This window comes from Pseudomonas sp. MWU12-3088, from assembly GCF_023242405.1.
GTDB classification, from domain to species: Bacteria; Pseudomonadota; Gammaproteobacteria; order Pseudomonadales; family Pseudomonadaceae; genus Aquipseudomonas; species Aquipseudomonas kribbensis.
On sequence record NZ_JALJEA010000004.1, the window covers coordinates 212,018 to 225,385 of the forward strand.

Annotated in this window: 13 protein-coding genes; 9 read left to right on the top strand and 4 right to left on the bottom strand. The window is 58.8% G+C overall.

Features of this window, described 5'->3' with window-relative positions:
• The first annotated feature begins 42 nt into the window (after positions 1-42).
• From M5B98_RS12570 to M5B98_RS12600, 7 genes are all read left to right on the top strand, one after another.
• Positions 43-642, top strand: a complete 600-nt coding sequence (locus M5B98_RS12570) for an FMN-dependent NADH-azoreductase (protein WP_134825822.1) — start codon at positions 43-45, stop codon at positions 640-642.
• A 212-nt stretch (positions 643-854) separates the two neighbouring features.
• The gene (locus tag M5B98_RS12575; RefSeq protein ID WP_248742869.1) at positions 855-1,721 is read left to right on the top strand and encodes a carboxylate/amino acid/amine transporter; all 867 of its coding nucleotides are present in this window, start codon (positions 855-857) and stop codon (positions 1,719-1,721) included.
• A gap of 98 nt (positions 1,722-1,819) precedes the next feature.
• Positions 1,820-4,402 carry an S-type pyocin domain-containing protein gene (locus M5B98_RS12580; protein ID WP_248742870.1) on the top strand — a complete coding sequence of 861 codons (2,583 nt, stop codon included), beginning with the start codon at positions 1,820-1,822 and terminating at the stop codon, positions 4,400-4,402.
• Positions 4,399-4,878 carry a DUF6392 family protein gene (locus M5B98_RS12585; protein ID WP_248742871.1) on the top strand — a complete coding sequence of 160 codons (480 nt, stop codon included), beginning with the start codon at positions 4,399-4,401 and terminating at the stop codon, positions 4,876-4,878. Before M5B98_RS12580 ends, M5B98_RS12585 begins: the two co-directional genes overlap by 4 nt.
• 166 nt (positions 4,879-5,044) lie before the next feature.
• A complete protein-coding gene (locus M5B98_RS12590) occupies positions 5,045-5,485 on the top strand; it encodes an HNH endonuclease signature motif containing protein (protein WP_318654177.1) in 441 nt (146 codons plus the stop codon).
• Positions 5,482-5,757 carry a bacteriocin immunity protein gene (locus tag M5B98_RS12595; RefSeq protein WP_248742872.1) on the top strand — a complete coding sequence of 92 codons (276 nt, stop codon included), beginning with the start codon at positions 5,482-5,484 and terminating at the stop codon, positions 5,755-5,757. Before M5B98_RS12590 ends, M5B98_RS12595 begins: the two co-directional genes overlap by 4 nt.
• An 83-nt stretch (positions 5,758-5,840) precedes the next feature.
• Positions 5,841-7,418, top strand: a complete 1,578-nt coding sequence (locus M5B98_RS12600) for an S-type pyocin domain-containing protein (RefSeq protein ID WP_248742873.1) — start codon at positions 5,841-5,843, stop codon at positions 7,416-7,418.
• Here the strand turns inward: M5B98_RS12600 and M5B98_RS12605 are convergent.
• Complete coding sequence (locus M5B98_RS12605; protein ID WP_248742874.1) at positions 7,381-8,268, bottom strand: LysR family transcriptional regulator; 888 nt, start codon at positions 8,266-8,268, stop codon at positions 7,381-7,383. The genes M5B98_RS12600 and M5B98_RS12605 overlap by 38 nt on opposite strands.
• 169 nt (positions 8,269-8,437) lie before the next feature.
• Between M5B98_RS12605 and M5B98_RS12610 the strand changes: the two genes are divergently transcribed.
• Positions 8,438-9,079 carry a hydrolase gene (locus tag M5B98_RS12610; protein ID WP_007956548.1) on the top strand — a complete coding sequence of 214 codons (642 nt, stop codon included), beginning with the start codon at positions 8,438-8,440 and terminating at the stop codon, positions 9,077-9,079.
• A 63-nt stretch (positions 9,080-9,142) separates the two neighbouring features.
• Here the strand turns inward: M5B98_RS12610 and M5B98_RS12615 are convergent, their stop codons facing one another.
• On the bottom strand, positions 9,143-10,441 hold the full coding sequence (locus M5B98_RS12615; protein ID WP_085710335.1) for a mechanosensitive ion channel family protein: 1,299 nt from the start codon (positions 10,439-10,441) through the stop codon (positions 9,143-9,145).
• Positions 10,442-10,632: 191 nt separating this feature from the next.
• Between M5B98_RS12615 and M5B98_RS12620 the strand changes: the two genes are divergently transcribed.
• Complete coding sequence (locus tag M5B98_RS12620; RefSeq protein ID WP_085710336.1) at positions 10,633-11,973, top strand: DEAD/DEAH box helicase; 1,341 nt, start codon at positions 10,633-10,635, stop codon at positions 11,971-11,973.
• Positions 11,974-12,036: 63 nt separating this feature from the next.
• Here M5B98_RS12620 and M5B98_RS12625 read toward each other — a convergent pair whose 3' ends face one another.
• Positions 12,037-12,636, bottom strand: coding sequence for a hypothetical protein (locus M5B98_RS12625; protein WP_248742875.1), 600 nt, complete (start codon positions 12,634-12,636; stop codon positions 12,037-12,039).
• Positions 12,637-12,648: 12 nt separating this feature from the next.
• Entirely contained in the window at positions 12,649-13,233 is a 585-nt protein-coding gene (locus tag M5B98_RS12630; protein ID WP_248742876.1) for a papain-like cysteine protease family protein, read from the bottom strand.
• Between the last annotated feature and the right edge of the window lie 135 nt (positions 13,234-13,368).

Below are 13,368 nucleotides of genomic sequence, written 5' to 3' on the forward strand. Positions count from 1 at the left end.
ACTCCATCGACTTACAACATTCTCGGATGGAGGCTACACAACATGTCCCGCGTTCTGATCATCGAAAGCAGCGCCCGCCAGCAAGACTCGGTATCCCGTCAACTGACCCAGACCTTCATCAGTCAGTGGAAAGCTGCACACCCGGCCGATCAGATCACCGTCCGTGACCTCGCCGTGAACCCGGTGCCACACCTGGACAGCAACCTGCTGGGCGGCTGGATGAAGCCCGCCGAACAGCGCAACGCCAACGAACAATCCTCGCTGGATCGCTCCAACGAGCTGACCGATGAACTGCTGGCCGCCGACGTGCTGGTGATGGCCGCGCCGATGTACAACTTCGCGATTCCAAGCACCCTGAAAGCCTGGCTCGACCACGTGCTGCGTGCCGGCGTGACCTTCAAGTACACCGAAACCGGTCCGCAAGGACTGCTCAGCGGCAAGCGTGCCTACGTGCTGACTGCTCGCGGCGGCATCTACGCCGGCGGCCCGGCGGATCACCAGGAACCGTACCTGCGTCAGGTGATGGGTTTCATCGGCATCCACGACGTGACCTTCATCCACGCCGAAGGCATGAACCTGGGCGGTGACTTCCAGGAGAAAGGCCTCAACCAGGCCAACGCCAAACTCTCCCAGGTCGCTTGATATGTTAATCGCCAGATAATCGCCGATTGTTCTAGTGACCTGGCGCAACCCCTTCAAGGCTCTACGCGCATCGAACCTCCCTTTGCACTTGTTGCTCCTGAGTGCTGTAGCCCGATTGAACGCTTTAGCGAGATCGGGCTTTTTTTTGCCCGGGATTTAGCGATGGCCGGCAAAAACCGCTATCGTCGCCGCCATTCGAAATCGAGGCGACCATGGGCTATCTACTTATTGTCACGCTGATCCAGGCGTTTTCCTTCAGTCTGATCGGCGAATACCTGGCCGGGCATGTCGACAGCTACTTCGCGGTGCTGGTGCGTGTGGTGCTGGCCGGGCTGGTGTTCATCCCGCTGACGCGCTGGCGTTCGGTGGAACCGGCGTTCATGCGCGGCATGCTGCTGATCGGCGCGTTGCAGTTCGGCGTGACCTACGTCTGCCTGTACCTGAGCTTCCGCGTGCTGACGGTGCCGGAAGTGCTGCTGTTCACCATCCTCACGCCGTTGCATGTGACGTTGATCGAAGACGCTCTCAACCGACGCTTCAACCCGTGGGCGCTGATCGCCGCACTGGTGGCGGTCGCAGGCGCGGCGGTGATCCGCTATGACCGGATCAACCCGGACTTCTTCATGGGCTTCCTGCTGCTGCAACTGGCCAACTTCACCTATGCCGCCGGGCAGGTGCTGTACAAGCACCTGGTGGCGAAGCACCCGAGCGATCTGCCGCACTACCGGCGCTTCGGTTTCTTCTACCTCGGCGCACTCGCGGTGGCGCTGCCGGCGTTCCTGTTGTTCGGCAAATCCAGTTTCCTGCCCGACGCGCCGCTGCAATGGGGCGTGCTGGTGTTCCTCGGCCTGGTCTCGACCGCACTCGGTCTGTACTGGTGGAACAAGGGCGCGTGCCTGGTCAACGGCGGCACCCTGGCGGTGATGAACAACCTGCATGTACCGGTGGGCTTGCTGCTGAACCTGTTGATCTGGAATCAGCATGAAGAACTGGGGCGGTTGTTCCTCGGTGGCAGTGTGATTCTGGCGGCGGTGTGGATCAGCCGGTTGGGGATTCGCAAGCCGCAGGCTATTGGCTGAATCGCCCATCAACCCCTTATTTCCACCGCGATAACTATGTACCGCACCTGATTACCGCTTGATCGACACGCTGTGCCCTACAGACAAGGAGTGACTGTATGGCACAGAACAATTTCAACGATGGAACGTCGGGGAGCGTCGTCATCCGATCCGGGCCGCCCGCGTCGGGTGGCGGATCGGGTGGTGGTTTTGGTGGCGGCGGTGGAGTTTCGGGCGGCTTCGGCAAGGTCAGCAAGAAGAAGCAGAAGGCAAAGGCCAAAGCCAAAGCCGAGGCACTTCAAAAAAAGCAAAAAGAGCAGGCTGAGGCAGCAGCCAAGGCACAAGCCGAAGCGGCACAGGCTCAGGCAACCGCCACGCAGGTTCAGGAACAGGCGCGCCATCAAGCGCTGATGCAGTTCCTGGCGGGATTGGCGCAGCGACATGACGCCATCAGGGCGGAAGTCGATCGTCGTTTTGCCGAAAGGGCCGGTCAACTCTCGACGTCACTGGAGCAAGAAGTCCTCGCTTCGCGCAGGCCACCGAACAGCGATGACAGTGAGCGTTGGCAGCTCTACCTGATCACGAAGGAAAAAGGCGAAATCGACGGGCTGCTCGCCCGCAAATCCGCGGAACTCGATGCACAGAACGCGGCAGCCCTTTCCTTTGATGGTCATGACCCGCTGACGCGCTCGTCCCATCACTATCTGACTCGAATCGCCCAGTTTGGCCAAGCGCTCGATGACGGCCACCGGATCTGGGAAACCGCGTACAACGCCGCCCATGAAGCGCGATTATTGACCTCGCAGATCCATACCCTGCGGGAAAAGTCTGCTGCACTGGCCAGGCATCATGCCGAGCAGACTGTGGTCTGGCGTGCGAGGGAAGCGGTTTGGGAGGCTCAGCGCCAATACGCCGCGCAGCGCGAGGCACGGATTCGATTCAAGCAACAGGCTGATGAAGATGCGCGGGTAAGTCGAACCCGACAGGCCAATACGCTGACCGTCCCGCTGTCGTCGATGACGCAAGGCGCGATGGTGTTGACCCGTTCCGGAGCACTCGTCGCCCAGCAAGCGGGTGCACTCATCGAGGCAGGTGTACGGCAAGCGGTCAAACACCTTCCTCTCGCCATGCTGGTTCCGCATCCGTCCACGGTATTGATCGGCGGGTTGGTGTACTCGCCGACGCTGGGTGATGGAGAACTGACGCCGGAGCAGCGACGACGATTGTTTCAGTCTGTCGCCGTGCCTGCCGAGGCGCTGGGGCTTTCTGATGAGCAGACGCTGCGCTCGATAGCCGATTCCGGCGGGTCGGTGGACATGCCTTATCGGCTCAAGCCTGAGGCCGTAGCGCAAGGCACCGCCGTCATTGCGGTCACCACCGGCAAGGAAATCAGCGCCAGTGTACCGGTCATCAATGCGGTGCCTGATCCGCTGACGGGAAACTACACCGCAGAGGTCCCCGGCTCACCGGCCCGACACCTGCAGTTCACGCCCGATGCGAGCATCACCAAAGAGGTTCCGAGTCAGGGCCGGATAGCGCTGCTGCCACCGGTTGTTCAGGACTTGCCGAAGGGCGTCGACCTGCGCATTCAGGACTGCATCATCTGCGTCCCAGGTTCGGCGCCGATGTACCTGTCCTTCAACCTGCCACCGTTGGGCGCGGGCGTCGTCACCGGCAAGGGTCAACCCGCCAAGGCTGACTGGTGGAGCACGGCCAGCCGCAGCACCGGTGCAGCCGTTCCCAGTCAGATCGGCGACCAGTTACGTGGGCGGGAGATTCAGTCTTTCGGCGCGTTTGACCAAGTGTTGTGGCAAACACTCGGTGAGCATTCCGCGTTGACCAGTCAATTCGACAAGGTCAACAAAAAACGCGTCGAGCAAGGTTTCGCCCCTTATGCGCCGAAAAGCACCTGGGTGGGTGAACGCCGCGAGTTCGAACTGCGTTTTCAGGACGATGCATCCGTCGATGCGAATCCGTTCAATCTTGACCGGGTCAGCATCGTCGCGCCGCAAAGTGCCCACGGACGACGTGGCGTTCTACCCGCCGTCCAGCCTTGGCCGATTCCCCCGGTGGGCATTGGAACCTGGACACCTCTGGTGCCACCGGGCAGCGAACACCTCGGGCCGACCACCACACCGATTTCCCCTTCGACACCCACGATTTATCCCGGCAATCCGCTCATCCCGATCCTACCGGCAAACGAGACGTTTCCGGCTGTTGATGAAGGGCAGACGGGTGCGAGTATTCCGGGGTTCCCGGGGGATATGGAGCTGCCTTCGCCGGATCTGGTGTTTGCCGGTCCACCGGTTGAGCCGCTGGAGGTCGGGCCGTACAACGAACTCAGTGGGCGAAGCAGGGGGGATGGGTTGGATATTGACCATATTCCTTCGCGCAGAGCGTTGGATTTCCATTTGAGATATGCGTTTCCTGAACTTGGCCGGCAAGAAAGGGCAGATATGGTGAAAAAAGCCCCAAGCGTGGCTATTCCAGCTCAAGTACATCGAAAATTTAGTGAAACTTATGGCGGGCGGAACAATAGGGATAAGCAGGTGGAGGATGCGGATAATCTCAGGCGTGCCGTAGATGTTAATTTTGACGCCATAAAAATTGGTTTGTCGCAGAGTGGATTTGACGAGGTATCTATAGAGAAAGCTCGCTCTGAGATTCACAATCTCCATGTCCGCCAAGGGTGGTATGAATGAATATTATGCAAGTTAATAAGTTGATGCTTGGGCTTGGTGAGAATTATGAACAATTACTTGCTAAGGATTTTTTTACTGAGTCTTGCAAGTTAGATGCGTTGTATCCTGGCTGTGACTTGTTGGATGTGGAGCTGGAAGCTGGAGTGAGTTTGACCTTCTTTGAGGAAACTAAGAGGTTTGAGGCGTTGTTTATTACATTGAAAAAAACGACGCCCTCCACCATTGCTTATCAGGGGGAACTTCCTGTGCCCTACAAGTTGAGTATGGATCAAGGTTGTGTTCATGCTCTTTTTGGAAGGGCAGTTGAGTCAAGGGGGCCTATAAAGATGCCTGAGCCAATGGGCCAGACAGGCGGTTGGGAGTCCTATCCGCTTGATCAGAAAACTTATCCAGGATTGAAGGTGGTCTTTCAATATACCGCTGATATGCAAGTTAAGACGTTGGTTTTCACCCTAATTGATAAAGGGCGAAAGTAACTGTTTAGATTGCGAAGCACTCTGGTGGCTTTTAACTGACGACATACCCATGGACTATATGGTTTAACCAATTAGTCTGTTCATCCCGATCCTACCGGCAAACGAGACGTTTCCGGCTGTTGATGAAGGGCAGACGGGTGCGAGTATTCCGGGGTTCCCGGGGGATATGGAGCTGCCGTCGCCGGATGTTCTGTTTCTGGATCGAAGGGATGATCCGGGAGTTGCTACGGGAACTGGGCAGCAGATTACGGGGATTTGGTTGGGAGACAGTGCCAGGGCAGAGGGTGCGCACATTCCAGCGCAAATTGCTGACCAGTTAAGAGGGAAGGAGTTTGCCAATTTTCATCGATTCAGGGAGGCCTTTTGGAAGGCTGTGGCGGCGGATGAGCTTCTTGTGTCGCAGTTCAACAAGACCAATCTCAGGTTCATGCGTAAGGGAAGTGCGCCTTTTCCCGCGCTGGAAGATCAACATGGGGGAAGAGTGAAGTTTGAGCTTCATCATAAAATTCCAGTAGCGAAGGGAGGCGCGGTTTATGACGTGGAAAACATATTGGTGATGACGCCAAAGCGACATATATCGGTGCATAAAGGAGAGGATGCGCAATGAAAAATACTGCACGTATCGAAGACTACACAGAGTCCGAATTCCGAGCGTTTCTTACAGAGCTTTTTGAGGGCGGGGAGGAGCTGTCAGGTGACGAGTTTGATCGCTACATGATGAGGCGCGTAATACATTTCGAGCTGGTCACCGAACACCCCGACCGCTCGGACGTCATCTTCTACCCCAAGGAAGGACGTGAAGACAGCCCCGAAGGCATCCTGAAAGAAGTGAAAGAGTGGCGCGCACTCAATAACAAACCTGGCTTCAAACCCGATTAACTTTGAAGCAAGTGACCAAGGACGGAGGGCATTCGCTTGAATGCCCTCCGGAGTCATGCGGACATACAAGGAAGTTAAAAACCATGAAACTCAAATCAACCCTCGGCGAATACACCGAGCCGGAGTTCCAGACGCTGGTCGACCGGATCTGGGCCGTCGATCTGCCTGAAGCCGACCACAATCGATTGATCAACCATTTTGACCGGATAGCAGGCCATCCCCGAGGCGCCGATCTGCTGTTTTATCATCCGAAAACCGAACGAAATCCAAACTCGTCCGGCGTCGTGGTGTATCACGTAAAGGCTTGGCACGGCGGGCAGGGCCGTGCTGCGTTCAAGGGGCAAAGTCTGTCTGCTGCAACTGCGCCATCGGCAAGGCCCCGAGCCCCCGTGGATTGGGCGCAGGTTACACAGCAGCGCATTGCTAAAAGTCTTGCTGATGCTCACAAGATCAGCGGCGATCTGACTGTTTCAGAGCGAGCGGCAGAGGCTGCGCTGACCATCGCGCAGGAGCGTCTCGCTGACTTGCGCCAGCGACAGAGTGTGCAAGTGGATGTCGTTTCGAGAGAGGCCGACATTCGTTCTGTGGAGGCCGCCGAACTGGACGCGCTTGCCGCCATCGGTCGCTATGAGTCCTGGGAAATGCGTGTCCGGTTCAAAAAGGACGATGCTCTGGGTGAGGTGACGCGGGCTCAAGCCGAGCGCGGCCAATGGCAAAATATTGCACAGCAAATCACTGCTACTTACGACAGCTATGTGGTGAAGCTCAAAAACATCCATCAACGTTTCAAGCATTTTCAAACCCAGTCTGAGGCTCTATTGACGAGCGCCCAAACGCAACTGGTTGAACTACGCGAACAGTTGGGCAGCGGGTCAGCGCAACTGTTTGCTCCGCTGGTTTTCATCAGCGCACGGCCGGCAATCCTGGTCGATGGCGCACTTTCCCGACCGTTGGAAAGTCATCGTGTCGATCTGCAAAAAGCCATTCGTTCGGCGGTGTCGGAGTTCACCTGGCAAAGCACTTCAAGCACTCCGGCGGAGCAAGCTCAGTTTGCCGAAGTGCTGCAGTTCGGTTTCCGCAGTCGCGCCGACACAGGCCTGTATGGGGTTTGCGTTCCGCTGGCGGAGCTGATCCCGGTTGAGGGGTTGGACTGGCAGTATCTGGCGGCAACTCTTGGCGCCGTCGATGTACCGTTCAGATTGAGCAGCGGCACTTACTCCGTACCGACCGGCACGCTGTTTCAGGGGATCAGAGAAATCAAGACTTTGCATCAGGTCATTCTCACGCCCGCCAACGTTGATAACTCGACCTCGGGGGTAAGAGTCCGGGCGGCGGTCTGGGATGACGTGGCGCAGACCTACAGTTTTACTGCGGATGGAAGCACCCCGGTCACCGTAAATTGGTGTCCTCCTGACACGCTTGAAACCGCTCTACCACCTGCTGCAATCACGCCATACCGATTAGGGTTTATCCGTTCGGCGTCAGTACCACTACTGGAAACATTTTCCGACCCGGCAGACGTAGTGTTCGAAGATTATGTCGTGGTCTTTCCGAAGGATTCAGGCCTGGATCCTGCGTATGTGATGTTCCGCAATCCGCTTGAGTTCGCACGATCATCCAGAGCTACGTCGCAGCCAGTTGCCCCACCAGAAACTCGATAAACGCCCGGGTCTTCTGCGGCACCCGCCGCGCTGACGAATACACCGCGTTGATAGTGATCGCCGGGGCTTGCCATTCGCACAGCACCGGCACCAGTCGCCCGGCCGCCAGTGCCTCTTCGACGATGAAGTCCGGCAGCAGCGCAATGCCCATGCCGGCCTCGGCCGCTTGCGCCAGCAGGTCGCCGTTGTTGGCGTGCAATGGCCCGGTGACGTTGACGCGCTGGGTCTCCTTGCCGTTGCACAGTTGCAGGCTGACGCCGCTCTGCAGATAGCCGTAGTTCAAGCATTGATGCGAGCGCAGATCCTGCGGCGACAGGGGCGTGCCCGCGCGTTCGAGGTAAGCGGGGGAGGCGACCATGATTCGCGGCGCCGGCGCCAGTTGCCGGGCGATCATGGTCGAGTCGGGCAGGCTGGCGATGCGGATGGTCACGTCGAATCCGCCGCGCACCGGATCGACCTGCTGGTCGCTGAGCACCAGTTGCAGCTCGATGTTCGGGTGCTGTTCATGAAACAGCGGAATCAGTTTGCCGAGCCGCCGCAGGCCGAACGACATCGGTGCGTTTACGCGCAGTACGCCGCGCAATTCGCCAACCCCGTCCCGCGCTCGCTGCTCGGCCTCGTCCAGCGCCGCAATCACTTCCCGCGCCGCTTCGAAATACTCCGCGCCAGCCTCGGTCAGGTGCAGGCTGCGGGTGGTGCGTTGCAGCAGTTGCACGCCGATGGCTTCTTCCAGCGCCTGAATCTGTTTGCTGACTTTCGACCGGGGCACGTCCATGGCCCGGGCGGCGGCCGCGAAGCCGTTTTCGCCGACCGTCACCACGAAGGCGCGCATGCATTCGATGCGATCCATGATTGTCCCTTTTTTAGAATCAATGATTCTCGATTTTAGGGAATTGTCCCTTTATCGGCTAGCCCCTAAAGTGACATCCAAGCCGAGACAACAACGCCGAAGACGGCAAGCCACTCGACTCACCCATTACCCAATCGAAACGCTGAATCGACATCAAAAGGAACGCGCCATGTCTATCCGTGAACTGCTGAACCCGACCAACTCCGCCCTGATCCTGATCGACCACCAGCCGCAAATGGCTTTCGGCGTGCAGTCGATCGACCGTCAGACCTTGAAGAACAACACCGTCGGCCTGGCCAAGGCAGCGAAGATCTTCAACGTACCGACCATCTACACCTCGGTCGAAACCGAAAGCTTCAGCGGCTACATCTGGCCGGAACTGCTGGCGGTACACCCGGAGCAGAAGCCGATCGAACGCACCTCGATGAACTCCTGGGAAGACAAGGCGCTGGTAGACGCGGTGAAGGCCACCGGCCGCAAGAAACTGATCATCGCCGCGCTGTGGACCGAGGTCTGCCTGACCTTCCCGGCTCTGGAAGCGCTGGCTGAAGGCTACGAGGTGTACATCGTCACCGACGCATCCGGCGGCACTACCAAAGAAGCCCACGACATGTCGGTACAGCGGATGATTCAGGCCGGCGCCGTACCAGTGACCTGGCAGCAAGTGCTGCTCGAGTACCAGCGTGACTGGGCGCACAAAGACACTTATCAAGCGGTGATGGACCTGGTGCTGGAACACAGCGGCGCGTACGGCATGGGTGTCGACTACGCCTACACCATGGTGCACAAGGCACCGCAGCGTCAGGCCTGATAAGTCGGCCGGACAAAAAAAGACGCAACCCGGGTTGCGTCTTTTTTTGCGCTGAAGAAAGCGCTACATCAGATGTTTTTCGGCTTCTGGAATGTGGCTCGCGCCAAGGACTGCCGGCAATATCCCGGAGCGCAAATCCCCACCACTCGGCTGCTGATACAGGCTCAATCCGAACTCCGGCAGCACCGCCAGCAGGTAATCGAAAATATCCCCCTGGATCCGTTCGTAATCGGCCCACACCGTGGTGGTGGTAAAGCAGTAGATTTCCAGCGGAATGCCCTGGGCCGTGGTCTGCATCTGGCGGACCATGCAGGTCATGTTCGGCTGGATCTCCGGGTGGCTCTTCAAGTAAGCCAAGGCATAGGCGCGGAAGGTGCCGATGTTGGTCATGCGCCGGCGGTTGGCCGACATCGCCGCGACGTTGCCCTGCGCTTCGTTCCAGGCCTTGAGTTCGGCTTTCTTGCGGCCCATGTAGGCGGTCAGCAGGTGCACCTGGGACAGTTTCTCTTCTTCATCGTCGCGGATGAAACGCACACCGCTGGCGTCGATGAACAGACTGCGCTTGATCCGCCGCCCGCCGGACTGCTGCATGCCGCGCCAGTTTCTGAAGGATTCGGACATCAGGCGCCAGGTCGGGATCGAGACGATGGTCTTGTCGAAATTCTGCACCTTGACCGTGTGCAGGGTGATGTCGACCACATCGCCATCGGCGCCGACTTGCGGCATTTCGATCCAGTCGCCGACCCGCAGCATGTCGTTGCTGGTCAGTTGCACGCTGGCGACGAACGACAGCAGGGTGTCCTTGTAGACCAACAGGATCACCGCCGACATCGCACCCAGACCGGACAGCAGCAACAGCGGCGAACGGTCGATCAGAGTGGCGACGATGATGATCGCGCCGAACACGTACAAGACCATTTTCGCCAGTTGCACGTAACCCTTGATCGAGCGGGTGCGGGCGTGTTCGGTGCGGGCGTAAATGTCCAGCAGCGCGTTGAGCAGGGCGCTGACCGACAGCAGCAGGAACAGAATGGTGAACGCCAGCGCCACATTGCCGAGGAACACCATGGCGGTCTTGCTCAGCTCCGGCACCAGGTGCAGGCCGAACTGGATCACCAGCGACGGCGTCATCTGCGCCAGACGCTGAAACACCTTGTTATGCCGAAAGTCGTTGATCCAGTGCAGCGCGGGCTGGCGACCGAGCATCCGGCTGGCATGCAGGATCAGGTAACGCGCCACTCGTCCGAGGACCAGCGCGATCACCAGCAGCAGGATCAGTGCCAGGCCGGCGTGCAGGAGCGGGTGCTGATCGAGGGCACCCCAAAGGTCTTGGGCGTTGAGCCAGAGCTGTTTGAAATCCATGAGGGCAACGATTCTTCTGTAGGACGCGACGGGCGATTAGAGCATTTAAGACGCTGTGTATTACCGTTGGAGACAAATCGAGCAACAAAAAAGCCACTGATTGCGGCTGATTTCATAAAGAAACTCGGCCTGAGCGCTCGAAACCGGTAACCTATGCAGCTGTTTTTCTGCATATCTTCGAGGTAGCACCCGTGTTTTCCCAATTCGCCCTGCACGAACGCCTGCTCAAAGCCGTGGCCGAGCTGAAATTTGTCGAGCCAACGCCTGTGCAAGCCGCGGCCATTCCGCTGGCGCTTCAGGGGCGTGACCTGCGGGTGACGGCGCAAACCGGTAGCGGCAAGACCGCCGCGTTTGTCCTGCCGATCCTCAACCGCCTGATCGGCCCGGCCAAGATCCGCGTCAGCATCAAGACCCTGATCCTGCTGCCGACCCGCGAGCTGGCCCAGCAGACCCTGAAGGAAGTCGAGCGCTTTTCGCAGTTCACTTTCATCAAGTCCGGCCTGATCACCGGCGGTGAAGATTTCAAGGTCCAGGCCGCCATGCTGCGCAAGGTGCCGGACATCCTGATCGGCACCCCGGGCCGGATGATCGAGCAACTGAACGCCGGCAACCTCGATCTGAAAGAAGTCGAAGTGCTGGTGCTCGACGAAGCCGACCGCATGCTCGACATGGGTTTCGCCGAAGACGTGCAGCGTCTGGTCGACGAATGCCCGAACCGTCAGCAGACCATGCTGTTCTCCGCCACCACCGGCGGTTCCGGCCTGCGCGAGATGATCGCCAAGGTGCTGAACAACCCTGAGCACCTGCAGCTCAACGCGGTCAGCCAGCTGAACGACACCACTCGTCAGCAGATCATCACCGCCGACCACAACCAGCACAAAGAACAGATCGTCAACTGGCTGCTGGCCAACGAGACCTATCAGAAGGCCATCGTCTTCACCAACACCCGGGCCATGGCCGACCGCATCTACGGTCGCCTCGTCGCCCAGGAATACAAGGCGTTCGTGCTGCACGGCGAAAAAGACCAGAAGGATCGCAAACTGGCGATCGACCGTCTGAAGCAGGGCGGCGTGAAGATCCTGGTGGCTACCGACGTGGCGGCCCGTGGTCTGGACGTTGATGGCCTGGATCTGGTGATCAACTTCGACATGCCTCGCAGCGGCGACGAATACGTTCACCGTATCGGTCGTACCGGCCGTGCCGGCAACGACGGTCTGGCGATCTCGCTGATTTGCCACGGCGACTGGAACCTGATGTCGAGCATCGAGCGTTATCTGAAGCAGAGCTTCGAGCGCCGCACCATCAAGGAAGTCAAAGGCACCTACGGCGGACCGAAGAAGGTCAAGGCCTCGGGCAAGGCCGTCGGCGTGAAGAAGAAAAAGACCGACGCCAAGGGCGACAAGAAAAAAGCTGCCGCCAAGACCCCGACCAAGCGCAAGAGCGCCAACCGTCCGAAGCCGGATTCTCTGGTGAGCAGCGACGGCATGGCCCCGCTCAAACGCCGCAAGCCGGCAGCACCTGCGGCCGAGTAAGGCGTTTCAGGCAGGCAATAAAAAACCCGGACACTGTCCGGGTTTTTTTATTGCCTGCGTTTATCAGCTGCCCAGTTGCCCACGGGTGTCGGCGTCAAAGCGCTGCTTGGTCTGATCCGCCTTCGGTTTGAGCTGCGCGAGCAGGGCGGCCTCGCTGTACAGCCCGTTCAGGGCCAGCTCCTTGGGCGTCGGCTCGATCGGGATCAGCACATCTTCACCGGCCGCGTGCAGCCAGATCGCCACGACATGCAGCGCCGAAACGAACAGCACTCGCAGCTCGACGGTTTTGCCCTGCAACTGCGGCGATTGCTCCGCCAGCTTCAGCGCATTGACCGTGGCGGTGGCCAGGTTGCCGTGGTTCAACGAGGCAAATTCGACGTGACCGCGGACTTCGGCCAATTGCGCATCGGCAATCGACACGCCGTCGGCAAACACCAGGTAATGCCAGTCGCCGTGTCGGGCGTCTTTCAGGCCTTTGCCCTGGCTCAGGTCCTCCAGGCTGAGCGAGTAGCCGCGATAAGCCTCGCTCAGGCTGATTTTCGCCGGTACAGCACTGGCGAACTGGCGATTTATGCCAAATCCCTGGGTTTGCAGCGCCGCTTGCAGCACCGGACGCAAGGTCTGTACGCCGTTGGAGGGCGCCTTTGGATAAGTCAGTTGCATGATGTCGCCCTCCTAGTTTTTCGCCGTGAAGTAAGTGTGGGTCCAGTTGCCGCCACCGTTGTAGGAACCGGGGAACGAGTTCAATGCGCGGGTCGAATAGCCGTAGATCGAATCCGCGACCAGCACGTAGTTGCCATTGGTGCCATAGATCGTCAGGAAGTGCGCACCGCCGCCGTACCAGGCACAGCGCAGACCGACGGGCCGGCCCATGTTGATCTGGTTCTGGATGGCCGACATCTGCAACGAACCCTGATTCATCCCGTTGTAGCTGCGGGTGGTTTGCAGGGCCGAGTCCAGATAGCCATAGACGTTGCACGGCCCCGGCTGGCTGCAGCAGTTGCGGTTCAACTGGGTGCTGGCAACGCCGCACTGAGTCCATGACCCGGTGCCGTAATAGTTGCCGACCGAAGCGGAAACCGCGGCCCAGCACCAGTTGGTCTGGGTCTGTTGCTGCATCGTGAAGTTCAGGCTAGAGGCCGCCAGGGCCTCGACCTGTGGCGCGGCTTCGACCTTGACCAGTTGCGCGTCGAGCAGATGGCCGGTCAGGCACCCGGGCAGGGTGTTGCCGGTGTATTGCGTTGTTTCAGTGGTTAACATTTTTCAATCCTCCATGAATGAAAACAAATGTCCTGCGTGTATTACGAGCCGTCGGCGGTTAAGGGGTGCCACTTCTGCGGCGGGTTCCGAGCAGGCTCGAGGTAACCCTAGGTCTGAATATGCATTTATGCAAAT

Excerpts from the sequence above, each read along its gene's own strand:
- M5B98_RS12570 (WP_134825822.1), top strand. The coding sequence starts at position 43 with ATGTCCCGCGTTCTGATCATCGAAAGCAGCGCCCGCCAGCAAGACTCG.
- M5B98_RS12575 (WP_248742869.1), top strand. The coding sequence starts at position 855 with ATGGGCTATCTACTTATTGTCACGCTGATCCAGGCGTTTTCCTTCAGT.
- M5B98_RS12580 (WP_248742870.1), top strand. The coding sequence starts at position 1,820 with ATGGCACAGAACAATTTCAACGATGGAACGTCGGGGAGCGTCGTCATC.
- M5B98_RS12585 (WP_248742871.1), top strand. The coding sequence starts at position 4,399 with ATGAATATTATGCAAGTTAATAAGTTGATGCTTGGGCTTGGTGAGAAT.
- M5B98_RS12590 (WP_318654177.1), top strand. The coding sequence starts at position 5,045 with ATGGAGCTGCCGTCGCCGGATGTTCTGTTTCTGGATCGAAGGGATGAT.
- M5B98_RS12595 (WP_248742872.1), top strand. The coding sequence starts at position 5,482 with ATGAAAAATACTGCACGTATCGAAGACTACACAGAGTCCGAATTCCGA.
- M5B98_RS12600 (WP_248742873.1), top strand. The coding sequence starts at position 5,841 with ATGAAACTCAAATCAACCCTCGGCGAATACACCGAGCCGGAGTTCCAG.
- M5B98_RS12605 (WP_248742874.1), bottom strand. The coding sequence starts at position 8,268 with ATGGATCGCATCGAATGCATGCGCGCCTTCGTGGTGACGGTCGGCGAA.
- M5B98_RS12610 (WP_007956548.1), top strand. The coding sequence starts at position 8,438 with ATGTCTATCCGTGAACTGCTGAACCCGACCAACTCCGCCCTGATCCTG.
- M5B98_RS12615 (WP_085710335.1), bottom strand. The coding sequence starts at position 10,441 with ATGGATTTCAAACAGCTCTGGCTCAACGCCCAAGACCTTTGGGGTGCC.
- M5B98_RS12625 (WP_248742875.1), bottom strand. The coding sequence starts at position 12,636 with ATGCAACTGACTTATCCAAAGGCGCCCTCCAACGGCGTACAGACCTTG.
- M5B98_RS12630 (WP_248742876.1), bottom strand. The coding sequence starts at position 13,233 with ATGTTAACCACTGAAACAACGCAATACACCGGCAACACCCTGCCCGGG.